The organism is Pseudomonas sp. LFS044 (assembly GCF_047978245.1).
GTDB lineage: Bacteria > Pseudomonadota > Gammaproteobacteria > Pseudomonadales > Pseudomonadaceae > Aquipseudomonas.
The window spans coordinates 34,706-56,344 of the sequence record NZ_JBFPFX010000017.1 but is presented as its reverse complement, the minus strand read 5'-3'; the positions used below and the strand labels follow the sequence as shown (position 1 = coordinate 56,344).

Here is a 21,639-nt window from a genome sequence, read left to right as displayed (position 1 = left end):
ATAAAACGGTCATTTTGGATTTATAGGATTGTCATTATCCTGTAGCGCAGGGGGCCTTAGACCAAAGTAGTGAAATGTTCGGTAACGATTGACTTACCGGTCACTCTTTGGGACTAAATCGCCAATCCACGGTGAGAGGGGCAAAAGATCCCACCGCCAGAGATACACAAAAATTAGAACGTAGAGGAGCAAAACATGTACAAGTCCAGCCTGGCTCTGGCCGTGGCACTGGGGGTTCTCGCCCAGCAAGCAGGCGCTGCCGGTTTCGTTGAGGACAGCAAACTGTCGCTCAGCTCGCGCACCATGTACTTCAACAACGACAACCGTGATGGCGGCGCCGACAACCGCGAGTCGGGTCAGGGCTTCAAGCTCGACTACCTGTCCGGTTTCACCGAAGGCACCGTTGGTTTCGGCGTCGATGTCCAGGCCCTGTGGGGTATTCACCTGGATGGCGGCCGCGGCAAGCACCCTGACAACAGCACCTTCTTCCCGAGCGACAGCGACGGTTCTGCTGTGAGCCAGTGGGCGCGCGTGGGCGGCAACGCCAAGGCTCGCTTCTCGAAGACCGAAGTTCACTACGGTAGCGCGCTGGCGCCGAACCTGCCGATTCTGGTCTCCAACGATGGCCGTCTGCTGCCGCAGACCTTCGAGGGTGGCACCATCCAGTCGAAGGAAATCGACAACCTGACCATCAACGCCGGTCAATTGACCCATGCCATGGGCCGTGCGTCGAGCAACCGTACCGGCCTGTCGGTGGCGGGCGCTACCCAGGACAGCAACAAGTTCCGCTACGGCGGCCTGGACTACAAGCTCACTCCAGACCTGACCCTGCAGTACTACTACTCGAACCTGGAAGACTTCTACAAGCAGCACTTCCTGGGCGCGACTCACGTGTTCAAGATTGCTGACGACCAGTCCTTCAAGACCGACCTGCGCTACTTCGACAGCAGCAGCGACGGCAAGAACGGTGAAGCTGGCTACCGCTTCAGCAACAACGGCGGCTATGCCAAGAACGCTGGCGAAGTCGATAACAAGACCTGGTCCGCGATGTTCACCTACACCCTGGGTGGCCATGCGCTGATGCTCGGTCACCAGCGCGTCAATGATGACGGTGGCTTCGTCTGGCTGAACCAAGGCAACGTCGTGGATGGCAACGGCCGTCCTGAAGGCGCCGGCGGTTCCAGCTTCTACCTGTTCACCGACAGCATGATCAACCAGTTCGCCAAGGCCGGTGAAAACACCACCTTCGGCCAGTACTCGTATGACTTCGCGCGTCTGGGCGTGCCAGGCCTGAAAGCTTCGGTCGCCTACCTGAAAGGTGAAGATGGCAAGAACGCCAACGGCAACGGCCACTTCAGCGAATGGGAACGTGACGCTCGCGTCGACTACGTGATCCAGGAAGGCACCTTCAAAGGCCTGGGCGCCAGCCTGCGTCACGGCGTATACCGTGGCACCGGCACCAGCTCGCTGGCTGACCAGGATCAGACCCGTCTGATCTTCAACTACACTTACAACTTCCTGTAAGCCGTAGCTGATCAAGAAGCCTCGCCCAGAGCGAGGCTTTTTTGTGCCTGTTATTTCGTATGCCTAATGGTTATAAATAAATCAGTATTTATTCTTTTTGTTTTGCATCGGAAGCAGGCACATTGAACCCACAAGGCCAGAACACAGCACAGGAGCCGCACCCCATGAGCCTCAAACTCGGCGACATCGCCCCCGACTTTGCGCAGGATTCCAGCGAAGGCAAGATCCACTTCCACGAATGGCTCGGCAACAGCTGGGGTGTGCTGTTCTCCCACCCGGCGGACTTCACGCCGGTGTGCACCACCGAGCTGGGCCTTACCGCCAAGCTCAAGGACGAATTCGCCAAGCGTGGGGTCAAGGCCATCGCGCTGTCGGTGGACCCGGTCGACTCGCACCACAAGTGGATCGAGGACATCAACGAGACCCAGAACACCGTGGTCAACTTCCCGATCATCGCCGACGCCGACCGCAAGGTGTCCGACCTGTACGACCTGATCCACCCGAACGCCAGCGACACGCTGACCGTACGCTCGCTGTTCGTCATCGACCCGAACAAGAAGGTCCGCCTGACCATCACCTACCCGGCCAGTACCGGGCGCAACTTCAACGAAATCCTGCGGGTGATCGACTCGCTGCAGCTGACCGACAACCACAAGGTCGCCACCCCTGGTAACTGGCAGGACGGTGACGAGGTGGTGATCGTGCCTTCGCTCAAAGATGAGGAAGAGATCAAGCAGCGCTTCCCCAAAGGTTACCGGGCGGTCAAACCCTATCTGCGCCTCACCCCGCAACCTAACCGTTAAAGAATTCTCGTTGCATTGCTCTTAGCCATAGCAGGGATATTCGGGCCGTTTCGACGGCCCTTTTTTATGCCGGAACAAAACCTGTGGCCTCCTTCCCGGGTAAGCGCGCTCTCATAGAACGAACGCAACTTACTGATCTGGCGGGGATCCTGTAGGAGCGGCTTCAGCCGCGAACACCGGCGAAGCCGGTGCCATCCACCGCAGCGCCTCCTTCCCGGCTGAAGCCGCCCGGCGCGCACGCGGGCTTTGTTCTCTGCGCGTTTGCGCGATACCTGTGGGAGCGGGCTCACCCGCGAACAGGCCTTCACAGGTAAAGATAAAAATGGAATAAACAAATGAAAAAATATGATTTCTAGATATATATAGCAGCTGTTAATGTCACCTCCAACAGAACACAAGGAAGCGCTTCAATGCTGGTCGTCTCAATCGGTGGCAGCCCAAGTCAACGTTCACGCTCCGGCGTGCTGCTCGAGCGCTCGCGCCAGTGGCTGCAGGACCGTGGCGTCGAGGTGGTGACTTTCCAGGTACGAGACTTTCCTGCCGAGGACCTGCTGCATGCACGCTTCGACAGCCCGCAGGTGCAGCACTTCCAGCAACTGGTTGCCCAGGCCGATGGCCTGATCGTTGCCACCCCGGTGTACAAGGCGTCGTTCGCCGGTGCACTGAAGACCTTGCTCGACCTGCTGCCCGAACGCGCCCTGGCTCACAAGATCGTGCTGCCAATCGCCACCGGCGGCAGCATCGCCCACATGCTGGCGGTGGATTACGCGTTAAAACCGGTGCTGTCGGCACTCAAGGCGCAAGAGACCCTGCAAGGGATCTTCGCCGACGACAGCCAGATCGCCTACGGAGAAGGCGCCAGGCCGGCACAGTTGGTACCCGCTCTGGAAGAGCGCCTGCAGGACTCGCTGGAAACGTTCCACGTAGCCCTGGCCCGCCGGCCGCGGCCCGTGGAACCCGGCGTACTCAACGAACGCCTGATCAGTGCCCGCTGGAGCATCTGACCCGGTAACAACGGCTTTATCGCGTCATCCACCTTACTCGCCCGTCAACGAGGCAAGCAGGTGCAACCCGAACCTCATTCGCACAGGAGAGCGCCATGCGCACAGTCTTCTTGCGTCGCGGTCTGGTCGCCCTGTTTGCGGCGGCTGTGTCCTTCGGCGCCATTACCCAAGCCCAGGCCGAAAGCCTGCGTATCGGTTATCAGAAATACGGCACCCTGGTGCTGCTCAAGGCCAAGGGCACGCTGGAGAAGCGCCTGGCCGAGCAGGGCATCCAGGTGCAGTGGACAGAATTCCCCGGTGGCCCGCAGCTGCTTGAAGGCCTGAACGTCGGCTCCATCGACTTTGGCGTTACCGGCGAGACCCCGCCCGTGTTCGCTCAGGCTGCTGGCGCCGACCTGCTTTATGTCGCCTACGAGCCGCCAGCGCCGCACAGCGAGGCGATCCTGGTGCCGAAGGGCTCGGCCATCCAGTCGGTGAAAGAACTCAAAGGCAAGAAAGTCGCCCTCAACAAAGGCTCGAATGTTCACTACCTGCTGGTCCGCGCCCTGGAAGACGCCGGCCTCAAGTACAGCGATATTCAGCCGGTCTACCTGCCCCCGTCCGATGCCCGCGCTGCCTTCGAGCGTGGCAGCGTCGATGCCTGGGTGATCTGGGACCCTTACCAGGCCGCAGCCGAACAGCAACTGCAGGCGCGCACCCTGCGTGACGGCAAGAACCTGGTCGACAACCACCAGTTCTACCTGGCCACCCGCAACTACGCGACGCAGCACCCGGCAGTGATCAACACCCTGATCGAAGAAGTGCGTGCCGTGGGTGAGTGGTCCCAGGCCAACCCGCAGCAGGTCACCGACCAGGTAGCGCCGCTGCTCGGCCTGCCTGCCGACATCACCCTCACCTCGGTCAAACGCCAAGGCTATGGTGCTGCGCCGTTGACCCCTGAGGTAGTGGCTGCACAGCAGAAAATCGCCGACACCTTCCAGGCGCTCAAGCTGATACCCAAGCCATTGAGCATCAAGGACGTGATCTGGACACCCCCGGCCAAGGTCGCTAGCGCGCCTTGATTGATTCGCCTGTGCCGGGGCACCGCCCCGGTTTGAGCCACCCTTGAGGAGACAACTCCAATGAGCCTTAATATTTTCTGGTTCCTGCCAACCCACGGTGACGGCAAGTACCTGGGCACTTCCGACGGCGCCCGTGCGGTCGACCACGGGTACCTGCAGCAGATCGCTCAGGCCGCCGACCGCCTCGGGTTTGGTGGGGTGCTGATCCCTACCGGGCGTTCCTGCGAGGATTCCTGGCTGGTGGCAGCGTCGCTGATCCCCGTGACCCAGCATCTGAAATTCCTGGTGGCCCTGCGCCCAGGCATCATTTCGCCGACCGTGGCGGCCCGCCAGGCCGCTACCCTGGACCGTCTGTCCAACGGCCGTGCGCTGTTCAACCTGGTAACCGGTGGCGACCCGGACGAGCTGGCCGGTGACGGCCTGCACCTCAATCACCAGGAGCGCTACGAAGCCTCGGTGGAGTTCACCCGTATCTGGCGCAAGGTGCTGGAAGGTGAAAACGTCGATTACGACGGCAAGCACATTCAGGTGAAGGGCGCCAAACTGCTCTACCCGCCGATCCAGCAGCCCCGTCCGCCACTGTATTTCGGCGGCTCGTCCGAAGCCGCTCAGGACCTGGCCGCCGAGCAGGTCGAGCTGTACCTGACCTGGGGTGAGCCACCCGCAGCCGTTGCCGAGAAGATCGCCCAGGTGCGCGAAAAAGCTGCCGCACAAGGCCGCGAAGTGCGCTTCGGTATCCGCCTGCACGTGATCGTGCGTGAAACCAACGAAGAAGCCTGGGCAGCCGCTGATCGCCTGATCTCGCACCTGGACGATGAGACCATCGCCCGTGCCCAGGCCTCGTTGGCGCGCTTCGACTCGGTGGGTCAGCAGCGCATGGCCGCCCTGCACGGCGGCAACCGTGACAACCTGGAAGTCAGCCCCAACCTGTGGGCGGGTGTCGGCCTGGTACGTGGCGGCGCCGGTACCGCGCTGGTCGGCGATGGCCCGACCGTCGCGGCACGGGTCAAGGAGTACGCGGACCTGGGCATCGATACCTTCATCTTCTCCGGTTACCCACACCTGGAAGAGTCCTACCGCGTCGCCGAACTGCTGTTCCCGCACCTCGACGTGCAGCGCCCGGAGCAACCGAAAACCGGTGGTTACGTGAGCCCGTTCGGCGAGATGGTGGCCAACGATATCCTGCCCAAGTCCGTGTCGCAGAGCTGAGGAGCGGGCCATGAGTCGTGCAACTTCCTCCACCCTGACCCAGCGCCTTGCGCCATGGGCGCTGCCGGTGCTGCTGCTGGCAGCCTGGCAGCTGGCGGTCAGCGCTGGCTGGCTGTCCACGCGTATCCTGCCGGCGCCTAGCGCAGTGGTGGCTGCCGGCGTCGAGCTGGTGCGCAGTGGCGAAATCTGGACCCACCTGGCCATCAGTGGCTGGCGTGCCGGCCTGGGCTTCGTGATCGGCGGCAGCATCGGCTTGGTGCTGGGCTTCATCACTGGCCTGTCGAACTGGGGCGAGCGCCTGCTCGACAGCTCGGTGCAGATGATCCGTAACGTGCCGCACCTGGCGCTGATCCCGCTGGTGATCCTGTGGTTCGGTATCGACGAGTCGGCGAAGATTTTCCTGGTTGCGCTGGGCACGTTGTTCCCGATCTACCTGAACACCTACCACGGCATTCGCAACGTCGACCCCGCCTTGGTGGAAATGGCGCGCAGCTATGGCCTGTCCGGGTTCGGCCTGTTCCGCCAGGTGATCCTGCCAGGTGCATTGCCCTCGATTCTGGTGGGCGTGCGCTTTGCCTTGGGCTTCATGTGGCTGACCTTGATCGTGGCAGAGACCATTTCGGCCAATGCCGGTATCGGTTACCTGGCGATGAATGCCCGTGAGTTCCTGCAAACCGATGTGGTGGTTCTGGCCATCGTTCTGTACGCCGTGCTTGGCAAGCTCGCCGACCTCGCCGCCCGCGGCCTGGAGCGCGTCTGGCTGCGCTGGCACCCGGCTTATCAAGTTGCCAGGAAGGAGGGCGCATGACCGTGCTCAAGGAACAACCGCCACGCCTGCTGCGTGGCATCCCCCTGGCATCCAATGGCCTGCGCAAAACCTTTGGCCAGCGTGAAGTGCTCAAGGGCATCGACCTGCACATCCCCGCCGGCCAGTTCGTCGCCATCGTTGGCCGCAGTGGCTGCGGCAAGAGCACCTTGCTGCGCTTGCTGGCTGGGCTCGACCAGCCCAGCGCCGGTGAACTGCTGGCAGGTGCTGCGCCATTGGTCGAAGCCCGCGAGGAAACGCGGCTGATGTTCCAGGACGCCCGGCTGCTGCCGTGGAAAAAGGTGATCGACAACGTCGGCCTGGGCCTGGCTGGCAACTGGCGCCCGCGTGCGCTGGATGCGTTGGAGGCGGTTGGCCTGGCTGACCGCGCCAATGAGTGGCCGGCGGCACTCTCCGGCGGCCAGAAGCAGCGCGTAGCGCTGGCCCGGGCACTGATCCACCAGCCACGCCTGTTGCTGCTCGATGAGCCACTGGGTGCCCTCGATGCGCTGACCCGGATCGAGATGCAGCAACTGATCGAACGCCTCTGGCGTCAGCACGGGTTCACCGTGTTGCTGGTCACCCACGACGTCAGCGAGGCGGTTGCCGTGGCTGACCGGGTGATCCTGATCGAAGACGGCGAGGTCGGGCTCGACCTCACTGTTGACCTGGCGCGGCCAAGGGCGCGTGGTTCGCACCGCCTGGCTGCGCTGGAAAGCGAAGTGCTCAACCGTGTTCTGTCGGTACCGGGTACTGCGCCCGAGCCGGACCCTGTAGCCCCTCTGCCCACGCAATTGCGTTGGGCGCACTGAAAAACTCACTTACCAGACTGAAGCCAAAGAGAAGGAATCAAGCCATGACTATCAAAGCGATCAACGTCCGCAACCAGTTCAAAGGCACCGTGAAAGAAATCCTCGAAGGCCCGGTACTGTCGGAAATCGACGTACAGACCGCCTCCGGTATCGTGACCTCGGTCATCACCACCCGCTCGGTCAAAGAGCTGGAGCTGCAAGTGGGCAGTGAAGTGATTGCGTTCGTCAAATCCACCGAAGTGTCCATCGCCAAGCTGTAATGGCCATGGCGGCGCTGGGCGACCCAGTCGCGGGCCTTGACCGCGATCGGGCCGCCAGGCGGCCCTTACCCTTTAGGGCTGAGCGGGCCGCAGTCCGCTAAAGAGGTTGTTGGCCTGGCTTTCCGTGAGGGCGCCGCGCCAGGCGCCTGCGCCCAGGTTGCGTTGCTCGGCAAGCTTGATGTGACCGGCCTCTAGTCGTGTAAAGCCTTGTGCTGGCCTGCGCTTGAAGTGGAAGTGCGCATACCAGAGAGGGCTGTCGGTGGCCGCATCGTCGATCCGGTATTCCTCCAGATACTCCAAAGCCTGCCCCTGCCTGTTCCTGGCCGGCTCCAGCACCCGTGACCAAACGATCCTCACTTCACCTTGGCTTTGCAGGTAATCCAGATGACCAGGCTCAGGGCGCTGCGTCGTTTTGACCTGATCGATGCGTAACTGCCTGCCCGCCCTGCGCATCTCATTGGCAGCGGTTCTCAGGCTACCGGGGAGCTGGCGCTGCGCCTCGGTCAATGCGTCCTCACCCCGGCGGACGATGCTCTGCGCCAGCTCCTCCAGCGTCGTGGCGTAACCATCGGCCAGGTCTTGCAGGCTGGCAGGCGTCATGTTCAACGCCTTGTACTGCTGGAGCTTGGCTTGCTGCGCAGCTACCTCAGCCAATCGCTTCCTGGCGCTGGCCTCCAGCACCGTAAGATCGGCTGCCGGTGATGCGGGCTGCGCGGTGCTAGGTTGCCACCGGTTATCGGCGGTGCGGGCGAAGGTGAGGTGTGTTTCCTCGTTCAGCCTGTTGCCCAGTTGCATCTGCCGCTGGCCGTCCAGGGTGACTTCACGGCCTATCAACAGTTGCTGGTCCACGGTTTCGAACAGGCGGGGCCTGCTTGGCCCGCGGGAGGGGGTTGGCATTCGCCCGGTCGGCGCGGAGGCCTGGACCCCTGCCTCGGCTTCGGCGATCAGTTGGCTCATGGCCGCGTGCATTCGCTGTGTGCCCTGCGCCGTGATGTAGTCAGGGAAGTCGTCATGCCAACTGGTCATGTGGTTGTCAAAGCGCTGATAGCGGTCTTTGAGCTGACGGAGGAAGCGGTGTGTCTCGGCGCGGCTGAGGCCTGCGCTGGGTAGGTCGTGGTGGCTGAATAACGCGCTTCGCAGGTGGCTGATTTCCTGGTTTACCTGGCGCAGCATCAAGAGGAAATCGTAGCTTCGCTGGCTCGGCACCTTGACGATGCTGGCCACTTCGATGGAAAGCCGCACGGTCCGATACGCGTTCGGGTCCATTGGCATCTGCAGTTTTTCGAGTGATTGCTCGTAGACGGTGAGTTCGCTGCCGCGCAGTTTCTGCTTGACCCGGGGCACCCGATGGAATTGGTCTTCGAGCTTGCTGAGCGTATGGCAGAGACGGTCCTTCACTCGCTGTATCTGCCGCAGTTGCTCAAGCGCGTTGTCCGGGGACGCGTCCAGCGCCTGCTCAAGCTGCCTTGCCAGAATGAAGTCTTCATTCATTCGCAGCTTGAGCTGCTTGATCAGCGTGGGGTGCTGCCTGCCCAGGTTGAAGGCCAGCTGGTTGTGCATGCCTTGGTAAGCGCGGCCCAGCGCTGGCCTGATCCTGTGCAGCTTTTCCAGGCTTTGTTCATGAAATGTGACAAATGCCTCCAGTTCCTCGGCAGACTCCTGCAGCGCACGGTTGATAGTCGCCCGGGGCGCAGGGGTGCCTTGAGGCCCATTGGGGCCAACGCCGCGCGCGGTGTTCAAGGCCGAGATTTTTTCGGTCAGCTGTGCTTGGTGGGCCTGAAGGCCATTGTTGATCTCCTGTACCACTTGCGTGGGCGAGGCCAGCTCAGGTTGGCGGCCAAGGTAGCCGCGCAGGTGCTGCCAGCCCTGCCGGTACAGCCTGCCCAGGTAGGCCCCGCCACCGGCCAGCCCGCCGTCGACGATACGCCCGCTCAGGCTACCGTGGGGCTGCCAGGTGCCCAACCCGTCGAGTTTTACAGGCTGCTTGTAGCTGCGTGCTGCGCCGCCTTTGAGGCGCCAGGTGCGATAGGTGGCGTCCCACTCGACTTGATAATACCGCCCCTGGCGGACGATGAAGTCGTCTCCGGTCTCGGCATGGCGGTAGACACCTTTGCCGTGGCCCTCGGCATGCTCGTGCCAGCGGCCCGGGGGCGCTTCGGTTTCATAGCCGCTGAAGGGGTCGGTGCGCCCCCGGCGTGTCACGGTGGTAGGTCGCAATCCGTCCAGGCGCTGGCGCACCTGGGTGCGCGTGCGTGCCAGCGCAGTGGATGAACTGGATAAAGCTGCGGCGGGCACCACATCGAAGAGCGCATCCACCAATGACAGGAACACGCTGTTCAGGTGCTCGACCCCCTCACCGGGGTCACCTCGCAGAAACGCCTCCACACTCGCGTTGGCGGCGTTCCAGCCATCGTACAGGGCAACTCCGGCACCTATCCCGGGCAGGAAGCCCAGCGCCAGCTTGATGTAGTCGTATACCCGGCCATGCCGGATCGCTTCGTTTTCCAGATACAGGTCGACCTGGCTGCGCGACGAGGCGCGGTGCTCGAAGATGAGCCGGCCCATCTGCAGGTTGGCCCGCACCTGGGCGATTGGCTCAGAACGGGCATTGCCTACGCCGATGAACCCAGTGAATGGTGGTTTGAGCAGCGCCTGATTGATATAGGACAGGCGCGCTTGTGGTTTGCCTTCCAGCGGGAGGTTGGCAAGGTAGGTGCGCATGGCCTCGTCGATGGCCATCTCCTCCAGCGCCTGGCATGCATGCGCGCTGTCTTCGTGCTGGGTGATGACTTTGCCGTTGGGTGCGTCTGGCAGCAACAACAGGCAGGGTCCGCTCAACGGTTTGAGCAGGAAAATGCCAGACAGCGTCTCGCGGTCGCTGCTACCGTCCGCAGCTACGCCGGGCCGCAGGTCGAGTGCGTGGTGCGCGATGGTGCGGGTAAGGGTGGGGTCCTGCTGTTCGCGGCAGAACAGCTCGAAGACATCCATGCCGTCTGCATCCAGGGTTCCGGGCCGGCTCATCAGCAGGATCTTCAACTGGTGCTCGAAGGGCGCGCGGAGCGTTTCCTGACGAAGTTGCGCTTGCCATTCGGACTCGCCCGCAGTGCCCTTGAAGGTGTCGAGTATCTGCTGCTCGTAGGCGCCTGCCACATTCAGCGTCTTAACCAGATTGGCGATGTAGCTGTGGTTGAGCGTTTGCTGCAGGGCAGGCGTCGCCGTAGCGTCGTCGATCAGGATATTTGCGTTGGCAAGGCGCAAGGTCAGGTCGTCGTTCAATGCCCACAGCAGAAGTTGCTCGAGGGGCACGAGGCTGCGTTCTTTACTGAACGTAATGACCTCTTTGTAGGCATTGGCGACACCGGACTCCGGCAGCGGAATACGTTGCTTGCCGGTTCGGTCAGCGATGTCCAGAGTAATTCGGGGTACCGTTGTCAGATTGAGCGACTGGCGCAGGTGGCTGTTCATCAGGTTGCGTACGAACTGCCCGCGCTCAGGCAGGTCTATGGCCAGCAAACGGCTCGAAGCCAGCATGCTGGCGCGCAGGGCCTCGAACTGTGCCGCCAGTGCTTGGCGGTGGGACGCATCAAGGTGGCTCAGTGAATGCAACTGGGCATGCAGGTTTGCGGTGCGGTTACGCTCGGCCAAGCGTTCGAACGCTTGGGTTCTGGCGGCGTTGTTGCTTGCGCCCAGTTTCCATCGCAGTTGCAGCTGCGAGGCGGGCCCGGCCTGGGTCAGCAGGGCCAGGTGGGTTGAGGCCAGGTAATCGAAAACGTGGCTGGTGATGGGTTCGCTGATCAGGGCCGGCGTGTGCTCGCCGCTGTCGATCAGCGCAAGGAGCGCATCGATGTCCTGTGGCCAGGCGCTTTCCAGCAGCACTTCTGGCCAGGCGCCTTGCAATGTGTTGAGCAGCCGCTCGGTAAGCTGGGCGTGGTCTGTGTAGCAGGTCAGGCCACCGTCGTACCCAGGTTTGTAGAGCAGCACCGCAGTGTCTGCGTCTTCCACTGTGCCTTCGTGTATTGCCCTGAGCGTGATGAAGCCGGTCAGTGCCCAAGTGCGAGTTCCTACCCGTAGTTTCAGTGCACAGGGAACGACTTGTCGCGCAAGGCTTGGCTCGGGCCGCTCTACCAGTTGTCGAACCCATTGCAGGTGCGGCTCGCTCAGGTCGCCCAGGCATTGCTGGAATGCGGCTTCCCGCAGCAAGGTGTTGGCAAAGTGCTGGCTGAGGCGCTCGAACCTGCTGGCCTCACCGTCGGTTTGCCCCCAGGCTTCGCTAGTGGAATTTTCGGGCACTGCGCCCAGCAGCTGTTGCAGGTCATTGTCCAGTGCGTCCAGCTTCGCCTGGTGCGCCTGCAGTTCATCCAAGCGTGCAGAGCCGGGCCCAGAGTCGTCACCCAGATAGGCAGCCAGCAGTTGCTCCTGGCGGTCGATGCGCTGCTTGCGCCAGCCTAGCGGTAAGCGCTCGTCGAGCGAGTCGAAATGCACCTCGTCGTCCGCCAACGCTTCATCGGCACTGACCAGGCCTGCCAGTTCCTCGCTCAAGGCGTCAGGCAGCTCGACGTGCAATTGCATGCTCTGGCCGGCTGGCTGCGCGTGGTCCAGTACGCTGCTCAGCAGGCCGGCGACGCCATCACCCGCGAGCGCGATGACGGTAATGAACGAGCTGTCGCTGTCGCTGGCCAGCGCGGCGGGTGGGGAAGGCCACAGGCGGTCCCGATGCTCGTGGGCCCACTGCAGCAGGGCCGCTTCGCTGTGGAAGGCGCGGACCGGATTGTGGGCGTCTGGCCGGTACAGCAGCCAGGGGTCGTCATTGCCCACGGGTGTGATCAACAGTGCAGTGGGGCATGCGCCTATTGGTACGCCCGGTTGATCCCAGTGCAGTTGCGCGTACTGGCTGTCGCTGCCCAGCTGGCCCAGGTTCCAGGCCTTGTCTGCGATTCGGTCCAACCCGTAGTTGAGTTCCAGCGCGGTCTGGAAATGCGCGTGCAGCTGTTTCTCGGCAAAAGCTCTGCGTGCTATCGACTGCCCGGGCATGCGTGCGTCCCAGTAGCTGGCGTGCCCGGTCGAAGCCAGCGACGGCGCCTGTTCGAACAGGCTGTTCAGTGCCTGGACCGCCTGGCGTCGTCGCAGGTCGGCCTCGCCCAGGGCATTGCCGCGCCCGGCGATTATCCAAGGGGTAGTTGGCAGGGGCAGGGGGGTGGGGAAGTCGTCCAGGTGAATGGGCGTCGTGTCGGCTGACGAGTCGAGCGATTGGGGCATGGTCGTGATCCACGTTGGGCTGAGTGCTGGAGAGGAGCGCCCATTTCAACGTTCGACCCAAGGCGAACTGCGTTAGATATTGCTTGTTCAGCCTGTGTGGCGTTTACCCAGGAACGGCGGCAGGTAGAGCCCCAGATAGGCTTCGAATACCCGCATGCCTTCCTCGGCCATGCGCGGGGTGATCTGTTCGTGCAGCTGCATCGAGCGGGCATACACCCGATCGCTCAGCTCCATGGCCAAGGCGAACACATCCACATCGGCCGGCATCGTCGGCAGCTGGAAATGCTGGTCGAACAGCCGGTGCATCAGCTCGCCCAGCTCCATGTCGTGCTGACGGTCAGCTTGCACCACTTCGCTCAGGCCATGCTGGGCAAGGATCAGTTGGCGCGCCGCGGCGTCCTCGTTGTAGATGTCGAGCATGCGCTGCTCGATCAGCCGTGACAGTTGGTGCCAGGTGCTGAACGCAGCGCTGTCGATGGGGGCACTGAGTGCTTCGCGAAAGGCCCGATGCACATCGGCGGTCAACGCTTCGAGTAATGCTGGCACGCTGGCGAAGAAGTGGTACACCGACGAAGGCGGGATCTGCGCCCGCTCAGCCACGCTGTAGATAGACAACGCCGCCACCCCTTGCTCGGCCAACAACTCGCGCGCTGCCGCCAGGATCGCTTCGATCCTGGCCTGGCTGCTGGCGCGGGGCTTGCGCGGGGAGGCGGTGCGGCTCATCAGTTGCTGATCGCCAGGATGCTGGCCTGGTAGGCGCCGACGAACAGGTCGAAGTCGCCGACTTCTTGCTGCTCAAGGCGCGATTGCTCGGCCAGCGAGTTGCGCGCGAGGGTTTCGAAGGCCTGTTGACGCTCGGCGGGCAGTGGCTGCTCACGGAAGGTCTCGGCGTGGTTCTGGCTTTGGCGCAGGGAAAACTCGATGAAACTTTCGTCGTGCTCGGCCATGCGTGCCAGCACCTGGGCCGATGGCGTCAGGGAGGCGTCATCGACCTTGGCCTGCTGCGCTTCCAGGGCCTTGGCGTGTTCGTCACCCCCTTGCGCAAGGTCGAGCAACTCTGCCAGTTGGCCGATGCGGCCGAGCAACTCGGTGGCCCACACTTTCAGCTCGATCGGCTGGCCGTTACGGTGCAGTTCCAGGCCAGGGCGACGGCCTTCCTTGACCACGGTCAGGAAGTTGTCGGTGCACTGGCCGCATTCGCCGTTGTCCAGTTGCGGGCTGTCGTCCAGCGCGCAGAGCAGCAGGAACGCATCGAGGAAGCGCGCTTCGGTCAGGTCGATGCCCACCGGCAGGAACGGGTTGATGTCCAGGCAGCGCACCTCGACATACTGCACGCCGCGCGAGGTCAGGGCCTGGATCGGCCGCTCGCCGGTGTAGGTGACGCGCTTGGGGCGGATGTTCGAGTAGTACTCGTTTTCGATCTGCAGAATGTTGGTGTTCAGCTGCACCCACTCGCCATCCACGTGCGTGCCGACTTCAACATAGGGCGGGTAGGGCGTGCCAACGGCCTTGCGCAGGCTGTCGGTATAGCTGGCCAGGTTGTTGTAGCAGGGCGTGAGGCCGGCCTGGGCGTTGCTCTGGTAACCCAGGTCACTCATGCGCAGGCTGGTGGCGTACGGCAGGTACAGGGTGTCGGCGTCCAGTTCTTCGAGCTGGTGCGGGCGGCCCCGCAGGAAGCCCTTGTCCAGCGCCGGCGAGGCACCGAACAGGTACATCAGCAGCCAGCTGTAACGGCGGAAGTTGCGGATCAGGGCAATGTAGGCCGAAGACTGGAAGTCGCGGTCGTCTTCAGTGCTGCCTTCGGCTTCGCGCAGCAGTGGCCACAGTGCCTCTGGCAACGAGAAGTTGTAGTGGATACCGGCGATGCACTGCATGGTGCGGCCGTAACGCAGGGCCAGGCCCTTGCGGTAGACGTGCTTGAGCTTGCCGATGTTCGAGGTGCCGTATTCGGCGATTGGAATATCTTCCTCGGCCGGCAGCGTGCACGGCATCGACGGGCTCCACAGGTATTCGTCGCCCAGCTTGCTGTAGACGAAACGGTGGGTCTGCTCGAGGCTTTCGAGCACCTTGGCCGGGTCGGGCAAGGCTGGGGTGATGAACTCCAGCAGCGACTCGGAATAGTCGGTGGTGATCTGCTCGTTGGTCAGCGCCGAACCCAAGGCCTCAGGATGCGGGGTCTGGGCCAGGCGACCTTCAGGGGTCACGCGCAGGCATTCGCGCTCAATACCGTGCAGGCACTGCTTGAGCAGGGGGAGATTGGCGCCGAGCAGGCTCAGGCGGCGGTTGAGGAGGTCGCTCAAGATGGATTCCTTCACGCATCAGTCGCCCCAATATGGGGGTAGAGTTGACGGTCTACAAGGGTAGGAAGAAAGGAACTGGCGTTGTCGCCTGGTTTACGCGGTTTCGGCAGTGCCAGCGCACTGCCGAAAAATACCGCAGATACCGCTTGGTGAGCTAGAGAACGGCGAAGGTTCCCTGCGCTTTTGCCACCAGCTTGTCGCCTTGGACTACGTCGGCGTCGACCACCAGAGTGCGGCGCCCGGCATGCAGCACGCGGGCCGTGCACACGACCTCGCCGTCACTGACGGCGCGCATGTAGTTGATCTTGCATTCGATGGTCACGCTCTGCTGGTCGAAGCCATGGCTGGCCGAGCAGGCCAAGCCCATGGCGATGTCCACCAGGCTGAAGATGGCCCCGCCGTGCAGCTTCTGACCGCGGTTGCGCAGGTGTGGCTCGAGCGCCAGGGCAACCTCGGCAACACCTGTGTCCAGGCGTTGCACGCGGCAGCCGAGGAGCTGGCTGTAGGCGCTTTGCACCAGCTCTTGGGGGATTTCCATCACTTCTTCTTCAGCTGTTTGGCGTTGGCGAACAGCGAAGCCATGGCATTGTTGGCTGGGGCGGCGGTCGCGGTTTCACGCTGGCGCGGCGCCTGCTGCTGGCGGTTGCCGCCGTTGCCGCGGTTGCCGCCACGGTTGCCTTCGACCTTCTCGCCCGGGGTGTCGCTCATGCGCATGGACAGGCCCACGCGTTTGCGCGGGATGTCCACTTCCATGACCTTGACCTTGACCACGTCACCGGCCTTGACCGCTTCGCGCGGGTCTTTGATGAACTTCTCCGACAGCGCCGAGATGTGCACCAGGCCGTCCTGGTGTACGCCGATGTCGACGAAGGCACCGAAGTTGGTGACGTTGGTGACCACGCCTTCGAGGATCATGCCGGGCTCCAGGTCCTTGAGGTCTTCGACGCCGTCCTGGAAGGTAGCGGTTTTGAACTCGGGGCGAGGGTCGCGGCCAGGTTTGTCCAGCTCTTGCAGAATGTCGGTGACGGTCGGCAGGCCGAAGCTCTCGTCGGTGAATTTCTTCGGGTCGAGGCGTTTGAGGAAGGCACTGTCGCCGATCAGCGAACGGATATCGCGGTCGGTGTCGGCGGCAATGCGCTGCACCAGCGGGTAAGCCTCAGGGTGAACGGCCGAGGCGTCCAGCGGGTTGTCGCCGTTCATCACGCGCAGGAAGCCTGCGGCCTGTTCGAAGGTTTTCTCGCCCAGGCGGCTGACTTTCTTCAGCGCTGCGCGGGTGGCGAACGGGCCGTTGGCGTCGCGGTGGGCGACGATGTTCTGCGCCAGGGTCGCGTTGAGGCCGGAGATGCGGGTCAGCAGCGCCACGGAAGCGGTGTTGACGTCGACGCCCACGGCGTTCACGCAGTCCTCGACCACGGCGTCGAGGCCGCGCGCCAGCTTGAGCTGGGACACGTCATGCTGGTACTGGCCGACACCGATGGATTTCGGGTCGATCTTCACCAGTTCGGCCAGCGGGTCCTGCAGGCGGCGGGCAATCGACACGGCGCCACGGATCGACACGTCCAGGTCGGGGAATTCCCGGGCCGCCAGTTCCGATGCGGAGTACACCGAAGCACCGGCTTCGGAGACCATGATCTTGGTGATCTTCAGTGCTGGGTATTTTTTAACCAATTCGGCGATCAGCTTGTCGCTTTCACGGCTGGCGGTGCCGTTGCCGATGGCGATCAGCTCGACCGAATGCTTGGCGCACAAGGCGGCGAGGACCGAAAGGGTGCGGTCCCAGTCGTTGCGTGGGGCGTGCGGGTACACCGTGGCCGTGTCCAGCAGCTTGCCGGTGGCATCCACCACCGCCACCTTGCAGCCGGTACGCAGGCCCGGGTCGAAGCCCAGGGTGGCACGCGGGCCGGCTGGGGCGGCCAGCAGCAAGTCGTGCAGGTTGTGGGCGAAGACGTTGATCGCCTCGCCTTCGGCGTTGTCACGCAGCTCGCCGAACAGGTCGGTTTCGAGGTGGGTGTACAGCTTGACCTTCCAGGTCCAGCGCACCACTTCGCCCAGCCACTTGTCAGCCGGGCGGTTGCGGTTTTCCACGCCGAAGTGGCCGCCGATCATCACTTCGCACGGGTGCAGGGTGCCCGGCAGCTCTTCGCCGACCTTCAGCGATGCGCTCAGCACGCCTTCGTTGCGGCCACGGAAGATCGCCAGGGCGCGGTGCGACGGGCAGTTGCGCAGCAGTTCGTCGTGGGCGAAGTAATCGCGGAACTTCGCGCCTTCTTCTTCCTTGCCGGTTACCACACGGGCGCTGAGCACCGCTTCCTGCTTGAGGAAGTTGCGCAGCTTGTCGAGCAGGGCGGCGTCTTCGGCGAAGCGCTCCATGAGGATGTACTTGGCACCTTCCAGCGCTGCCTTGACGTCGGCCACGCCTTTTTCGGCGTCGACGAACCGCGCGGCTTCGCTTTCCGGGGTGAGTTGCGGGTCGTTGAACAAGCCATCGGCCAGCTCGCCGAGGCCGGCTTCCAGGGCAATCTGGCCCTTGGTACGGCGCTTCTGCTTGTACGGCAGGTAGAGGTCTTCGAGGCGGGTCTTGGTATCGGCCAGCTTGATCTCGCGGGCCAGCTCCGGGGTCAGTTTGCCCTGTTCCTCGATGCTGGACATGATGCTGGCGCGGCGCTCATCGAGTTCGCGCAGGTAGCGCAGGCGCTCTTCCAGGTGGCGCAGCTGGGTGTCGTCCAGGCTGCCGGTCACTTCCTTGCGGTAACGGGCGATGAAGGGCACGGTCGAGCCTTCGTCCAACAGGCCCACGGCCGCCTCGACCTGCTGCGGGCGTACGCCCAGTTCCTCGGCGATACGGCTGTTGATGCTGTCCATGTAAACCACCTGACATTTGTGAATACGGGGGCTGCAAGGCGCGTGTTTCGCCCGGCGGCGCTGGATGAAAGCCGCGCATTATACCCATCGAGGACGGCTTGCGGTGATGGCGCCAGGCCAGTTGACCAGGCCGGGAACTGGCGCCGGGGGAAAAATCTGCTAACAATGCTCACGGCACGCGTGGCAATGGCTACGCCATAATGCGCGGCGATATCAGAGGAGTTATTCATGACCGGCACCCCAAACAACGCTGAAGGTGACAAGATTCTCATCGTCGACGACGATCCGGGGCTCAGCAGCCTGCTGGAACGTTTCTTCACCAGCAAGGGGTACCGTGCCCGTGCGGTGCCCAATACCGAACAGATGGACCGCCTGCTGCAGCGCGAAGTGTTCAACCTGGTGGTGCTTGACCTGATGCTGCCGGGTGAAGATGGCTTGTCCGCGTGCAAGCGCCTGCGCCAGTCGAACAACCAGATCCCGATCATCATGCTCACCGCCAAGGGCGACGAACTCAGCCGTATCAAGGGGCTGGAGCTGGGCGCTGACGATTACCTGGGCAAGCCGTTCAACCCGGACGAGCTGATGGCGCGGGTCAAGGCCGTGCTGCGCCGGCAGGCACCGAGCGTGCCGGGCGCCCCGGGCAGCGAGGACGAGTCGGTCACCTTCGGCGATTACGAGCTGTCGCTGGCTACCCGTGAGCTCAAGCGCGGTGAAGAAGTGCACATGCTGACCACCGGCGAGTTCGCCGTGCTCAAGGCGCTGGTCATGCACGCGCGCGAACCGCTCACCCGCGACAAGCTGATGAACCTGGCCCGTGGCCGTGAGTGGGATGCCTTGGAGCGCTCCATCGACGTACAGATTTCGCGCCTGCGCCGCATGATCGAACCGGACCCTTCCAAGCCACGGTATATCCAGACTGTGTGGGGCGTAGGTTACGTCTTCGTGCCGGACGGAAACGCCGGAAAATGAACCCACACCGTCGATGAAAACGCCGCTCTGGTTCCCGCAAAGCTTCTTCGCCCGCACATTGTGGCTGGTGCTGATCGTCGTGCTGTTCTCCAAGGCGTTGACCCTGGTCTACCTGCTGATGAACGAGGACGTATTGGTCGATCGGCAGTACAGCCACGGTGTAGCACTGACGCTGCGTGCCTATTGGGCAGCCGATGAGGAAAACCGCGACAAGATTGCCGAAGCCGCAGGCCTGATCCGTGTGACCGGTTCTGGTGTGCCGGAAGGCGAGCAGCACTGGCCTTACAGCGAAATCTATCAGCGGCAGATGCAGGCCGAGCTGGGTGAAGACACCGAGGTGCGCTTGCGCATCCATGCGCCGCCGGCGTTGTGGGTCAACGCGCCAAGCCTGGGCCCAGGTTGGCTGAAAGTCCCTTTGTACCCGCACCCGCTGCGTGGCCAGAAGATCTGGAACGTGCTTGGCTGGTTCCTGGCCATCGGCCTGCTGTCGACCGCCTCGGCGTGGATCTTCGTGCGACAGCTCAACCAGCCGCTCAAGCGCCTGGTGTTCGCTGCCCGCCAGTTGGGCCAGGGGCGCAGCGTGCGGCTGCCGATCAGTGATACGCCGAGCGAAATGGCCGAGGTGTACCGTGCCTTCAACCAGATGGCCGAGGATGTCGAGCAGGCCGGGCGTGAGCGCGAGCTGATGCTGGCCGGTGTGTCCCATGACCTGCGTACGCCGCTGACACGCCTGCGCCTGTCCTTGTCATTGCTCGACAGCGACAACGAGCTGAGCGATGACATGGTCCGCGATATCGAGGACATGGACGCCATTCTCGACCAGTTCCTGGCCTTCATCCGCGATGGCCGCGATGAACCGGTGGAGGAGGTCGACCTGGCCGACCTGGTGCGCGAGGTCGTGGCGCCCTACAACCAGCCAGAGGAGCGGGTACGCCTGTGCCTGGAGCCGATCCCCCCGTTCCCGCTGCGTCGGGTATCGCTCAAGCGCATGCTGGGTAACCTGATCGGCAATGCCCTGCACCACGCTGGCAAAGGGGTCGAGGTGGCCGCCTATGTTTCGGGCGACGAGAGCGCGCCTTACGTGGTGCTCAGTGTGCTTGACCGGGGTGCCGGTATCGACGAGTCGGAGCTGGAGACCATCTTCAACCCGTTCATCCGCGGTGACCGTGCCCGGGGCGGCAAGGGCACCGGGCTGGGCTTGGCGATCGTGAAACGGATCGCGGCGCAGCATGGTGGCAATGTGGAGTTGCGCAACCGCTCCGGCGGCGGGATCGAAGCGCGGGTAAGGTTGCCATTGGGGCTTTTGCTGCCGCGCAATGCTGTGTGATCTGCTCCGGCCCTTTTGCGGCTAAAGCCGCGAGGGGGCCGGCACGGTCAACCTCAGCCTTTACCTTTGGTGCGGGTCTGGTTCGGCCCGCCATTCTTCTCCAGATGCTCGATGATCATCCCGGCCACATCCTTGCTGGTGGTCACTTCGATACCTTCCAGGCCCGGTGAGGAGTTCACTTCCATCACCAGCGGGCCGTGGTTGGAACGCAGGATGTCTACACCTGCCACGCTCAAGCCCATTACCTTGGCTGCACGGATAGCGGTAATCCGCTCTTCAGGTGTGATCTTGATCAGGCTGGCGACCCCACCCCGATGCAAGTTGGAGCGGAACTCGCCTGGCTTGGCCTGGCGCTTCATCGAGGCAATCACCTTGTCACCCACCACGAAGCAGCGAATGTCGGCACCGCCGGCTTCCTTGATGTACTCCTGAACCATGATGTTCTGCTTGAGGCCCATGAACGCTTCGATCACCGACTCGGCGGCCTGGGTGGTCTCGCATAGCACCACGCCGATGCCCTGGGTGCCCTCGAGCACCTTGATCACCAGGGGTGCGCCATTGACCATCTGGATCAGGTCGGGGATGTCATCTGGTGAGTGGGCGAAACCGGTAATTGGCAGGCCGATGCCGCGCCGTGACAGCAGCTGCAACGAGCGCAGCTTGTCGCGGGAGCGGGCGATGGCCACGGACTCGTTGAGCGGGTAGACGCCCATCATCTCGAACTGGCGCAGCACCGCGCAGCCATAGAACGTCACCGACGCGCCAATGCGCGGAATCACCGCATCGAAACCTTCCAGTGGTTTGCCGCGGTAATGAATCTGCGGCTTGTGGCTGGCAATGTTCATGTAGGCCCGCAGGGTATCGATCACCACCATTTCGTGGCCACGCTGGGTACCGGCTTCGACCAGGCGGCGGGTGGAATACAGACGCGGATTGCGCGACAGCACAGCGATCTTCATGCAGCACCTGTGACAGGGGAAAGGGTGGCCGGAAAGGCCGGTTTGTCTTGCACGTACTTGAGCCCCGGGTTGACCACCAGCTGCCCATGGATAAGCGCCTTGGAGCCGAGCAACAGGCGGTAGCGCATGCTCTTGCGGCAGGCCAGGGTAAATTCCACCTGCCACACGCGGTCGCCCAGCGCCAACGGGGTGCGGATCACGTAACGGGTCTGGGCGTGGCCATTGGAGCTCTTGATGGTCTTCATGGTGACCAGCGGCGCTTCGCAACGGCGGTGACGCAGTTGCACGATCGAGCCCAGGTGGGCGGTAAAACGCACCCATGGCTCGCCGTCGCGCTCGAAGGGTTCCACCTCTGTGGCGTGCAGGCTGGAGGTGCTGGCCCCGGTGTCGATCTTGGCGCGCAGCCCCGCCACACCGAGGTCGGGCAAGGCGACCCACTCGCGCAGGCCGATCACAGTCAGATGGTCAAATGTCTTCACGAAGCACAC

17 protein-coding genes are annotated in these 21,639 nt (G+C 63.1%); 10 read left to right on the top strand and 7 right to left on the bottom strand.

The features are described from left to right. Positions 1-195 precede the first annotated feature (195 nt). The 8 genes from ACNQPL_RS15940 to ACNQPL_RS15905 all read left to right on the top strand — a co-directional run bounded on the left by ACNQPL_RS15940 (position 196) and on the right by ACNQPL_RS15905 (position 7,478). Positions 196-1,524, top strand: a complete 1,329-nt coding sequence (locus ACNQPL_RS15940; RefSeq protein ID WP_346612537.1) for an OprD family porin — start codon at positions 196-198, stop codon at positions 1,522-1,524. A 164-nt stretch (positions 1,525-1,688) separates the two neighbouring features. Next, positions 1,689-2,327 carry a peroxiredoxin gene (locus tag ACNQPL_RS15935; RefSeq protein ID WP_346612536.1) on the top strand — a complete coding sequence of 213 codons (639 nt, stop codon included), beginning with the start codon at positions 1,689-1,691 and terminating at the stop codon, positions 2,325-2,327. Between the two features lie 410 nt (positions 2,328-2,737). Then, positions 2,738-3,331: an NADPH-dependent FMN reductase gene (ssuE, locus tag ACNQPL_RS15930; protein ID WP_346613486.1), complete on the top strand. Its 594-nt coding sequence runs from the start codon at positions 2,738-2,740 to the stop codon at positions 3,329-3,331. Positions 3,332-3,426: 95 nt separating this feature from the next. Continuing rightward, positions 3,427-4,392 (top strand): sulfonate ABC transporter substrate-binding protein, encoded by a 966-nt coding sequence (locus tag ACNQPL_RS15925; protein WP_346613487.1) that lies wholly within the window; start codon positions 3,427-3,429, stop codon positions 4,390-4,392. A 60-nt stretch (positions 4,393-4,452) separates the two neighbouring features. Next, entirely contained in the window at positions 4,453-5,601 is a 1,149-nt protein-coding gene (gene ssuD / locus ACNQPL_RS15920) for an FMNH2-dependent alkanesulfonate monooxygenase (RefSeq protein WP_346613488.1), read from the top strand. A 10-nt stretch (positions 5,602-5,611) separates the two neighbouring features. After that, entirely contained in the window at positions 5,612-6,409 is a 798-nt protein-coding gene (gene ssuC / locus ACNQPL_RS15915; protein WP_416467228.1) for an aliphatic sulfonate ABC transporter permease SsuC, read from the top strand. Further along, positions 6,406-7,218 carry an aliphatic sulfonates ABC transporter ATP-binding protein gene (gene ssuB, locus ACNQPL_RS15910; protein WP_346613490.1) on the top strand — a complete coding sequence of 271 codons (813 nt, stop codon included), beginning with the start codon at positions 6,406-6,408 and terminating at the stop codon, positions 7,216-7,218. The genes ssuC and ssuB overlap by 4 nt, the downstream gene beginning before the upstream one ends. Positions 7,219-7,262: 44 nt before the next feature. Continuing rightward, complete coding sequence (locus ACNQPL_RS15905) at positions 7,263-7,478, top strand: TOBE domain-containing protein (RefSeq protein ID WP_008095172.1); 216 nt, start codon at positions 7,263-7,265, stop codon at positions 7,476-7,478. A 72-nt stretch (positions 7,479-7,550) separates the two neighbouring features. Here ACNQPL_RS15905 and ACNQPL_RS15900 read toward each other — a convergent pair whose 3' ends face one another. From ACNQPL_RS15900 to ACNQPL_RS15880, 5 genes are all read right to left on the bottom strand, one after another. Then, positions 7,551-12,734, bottom strand: a complete 5,184-nt coding sequence (locus tag ACNQPL_RS15900) for a hypothetical protein (protein WP_416467227.1) — start codon at positions 12,732-12,734, stop codon at positions 7,551-7,553. A gap of 87 nt (positions 12,735-12,821) precedes the next feature. Continuing rightward, positions 12,822-13,457: a TetR/AcrR family transcriptional regulator gene (locus tag ACNQPL_RS15895; protein WP_416467226.1), complete on the bottom strand. Its 636-nt coding sequence runs from the start codon at positions 13,455-13,457 to the stop codon at positions 12,822-12,824. Beyond that, positions 13,457-15,034 carry a glutamate--cysteine ligase gene (gene gshA, locus ACNQPL_RS15890; RefSeq protein WP_416467225.1) on the bottom strand — a complete coding sequence of 526 codons (1,578 nt, stop codon included), beginning with the start codon at positions 15,032-15,034 and terminating at the stop codon, positions 13,457-13,459. The genes ACNQPL_RS15895 and gshA overlap by 1 nt, the downstream gene beginning before the upstream one ends. Positions 15,035-15,188: 154 nt before the next feature. Further along, positions 15,189-15,572, bottom strand: coding sequence for a PaaI family thioesterase (locus ACNQPL_RS15885; RefSeq protein ID WP_346613494.1), 384 nt, complete (start codon positions 15,570-15,572; stop codon positions 15,189-15,191). Next, complete coding sequence (locus ACNQPL_RS15880) at positions 15,572-17,896, bottom strand: Tex family protein (protein WP_416467224.1); 2,325 nt, start codon at positions 17,894-17,896, stop codon at positions 15,572-15,574. The genes ACNQPL_RS15885 and ACNQPL_RS15880 overlap by 1 nt, the downstream gene beginning before the upstream one ends. A 228-nt stretch (positions 17,897-18,124) precedes the next feature. On the opposite strand from ACNQPL_RS15880, the gene ompR reads away from it, so the two are divergent. Both ompR and ACNQPL_RS15870 read left to right on the top strand, forming a co-directional pair. After that, positions 18,125-18,865, top strand: a complete 741-nt coding sequence (gene ompR, locus ACNQPL_RS15875) for a two-component system response regulator OmpR (protein ID WP_346613496.1) — start codon at positions 18,125-18,127, stop codon at positions 18,863-18,865. Positions 18,866-18,878: 13 nt separating this feature from the next. Further along, positions 18,879-20,192: an ATP-binding protein gene (locus ACNQPL_RS15870; RefSeq protein ID WP_346613497.1), complete on the top strand. Its 1,314-nt coding sequence runs from the start codon at positions 18,879-18,881 to the stop codon at positions 20,190-20,192. 53 nt (positions 20,193-20,245) lie between these two features. Here the strand turns inward: ACNQPL_RS15870 and rimK are convergent, their stop codons facing one another. Both rimK and ACNQPL_RS15860 read right to left on the bottom strand, forming a co-directional pair. Further along, positions 20,246-21,151, bottom strand: coding sequence for a 30S ribosomal protein S6--L-glutamate ligase (gene rimK / locus ACNQPL_RS15865; RefSeq protein ID WP_119137413.1), 906 nt, complete (start codon positions 21,149-21,151; stop codon positions 20,246-20,248). Continuing rightward, on the bottom strand, positions 21,148-21,630 hold the full coding sequence (locus ACNQPL_RS15860; protein ID WP_346613498.1) for an ATP-dependent zinc protease: 483 nt from the start codon (positions 21,628-21,630) through the stop codon (positions 21,148-21,150). The genes rimK and ACNQPL_RS15860 overlap by 4 nt, the downstream gene beginning before the upstream one ends. Positions 21,631-21,639 lie beyond the last annotated feature (9 nt).

Coding starts and splice junctions, on each gene's coding strand:
- ACNQPL_RS15880 (WP_416467224.1), bottom strand. CDS start 17,896: ATGGACAGCATCAACAGCCGTATCGCCGAGGAACTGGGCGTACGCCCG.
- ompR (WP_346613496.1), top strand. CDS start 18,125: ATGACCGGCACCCCAAACAACGCTGAAGGTGACAAGATTCTCATCGTC.
- ACNQPL_RS15925 (WP_346613487.1), top strand. CDS start 3,427: ATGCGCACAGTCTTCTTGCGTCGCGGTCTGGTCGCCCTGTTTGCGGCG.
- ACNQPL_RS15900 (WP_416467227.1), bottom strand. CDS start 12,734: ATGCCCCAATCGCTCGACTCGTCAGCCGACACGACGCCCATTCACCTG.
- ACNQPL_RS15935 (WP_346612536.1), top strand. CDS start 1,689: ATGAGCCTCAAACTCGGCGACATCGCCCCCGACTTTGCGCAGGATTCC.
- ACNQPL_RS15870 (WP_346613497.1), top strand. CDS start 18,879: ATGAAAACGCCGCTCTGGTTCCCGCAAAGCTTCTTCGCCCGCACATTG.
- ACNQPL_RS15940 (WP_346612537.1), top strand. CDS start 196: ATGTACAAGTCCAGCCTGGCTCTGGCCGTGGCACTGGGGGTTCTCGCC.
- ACNQPL_RS15905 (WP_008095172.1), top strand. CDS start 7,263: ATGACTATCAAAGCGATCAACGTCCGCAACCAGTTCAAAGGCACCGTG.
- ssuB (WP_346613490.1), top strand. CDS start 6,406: ATGACCGTGCTCAAGGAACAACCGCCACGCCTGCTGCGTGGCATCCCC.
- rimK (WP_119137413.1), bottom strand. CDS start 21,151: ATGAAGATCGCTGTGCTGTCGCGCAATCCGCGTCTGTATTCCACCCGC.
- ssuC (WP_416467228.1), top strand. CDS start 5,612: ATGAGTCGTGCAACTTCCTCCACCCTGACCCAGCGCCTTGCGCCATGG.
- ssuE (WP_346613486.1), top strand. CDS start 2,738: ATGCTGGTCGTCTCAATCGGTGGCAGCCCAAGTCAACGTTCACGCTCC.
- ACNQPL_RS15895 (WP_416467226.1), bottom strand. CDS start 13,457: ATGAGCCGCACCGCCTCCCCGCGCAAGCCCCGCGCCAGCAGCCAGGCC.
- ACNQPL_RS15885 (WP_346613494.1), bottom strand. CDS start 15,572: ATGGAAATCCCCCAAGAGCTGGTGCAAAGCGCCTACAGCCAGCTCCTC.
- ssuD (WP_346613488.1), top strand. CDS start 4,453: ATGAGCCTTAATATTTTCTGGTTCCTGCCAACCCACGGTGACGGCAAG.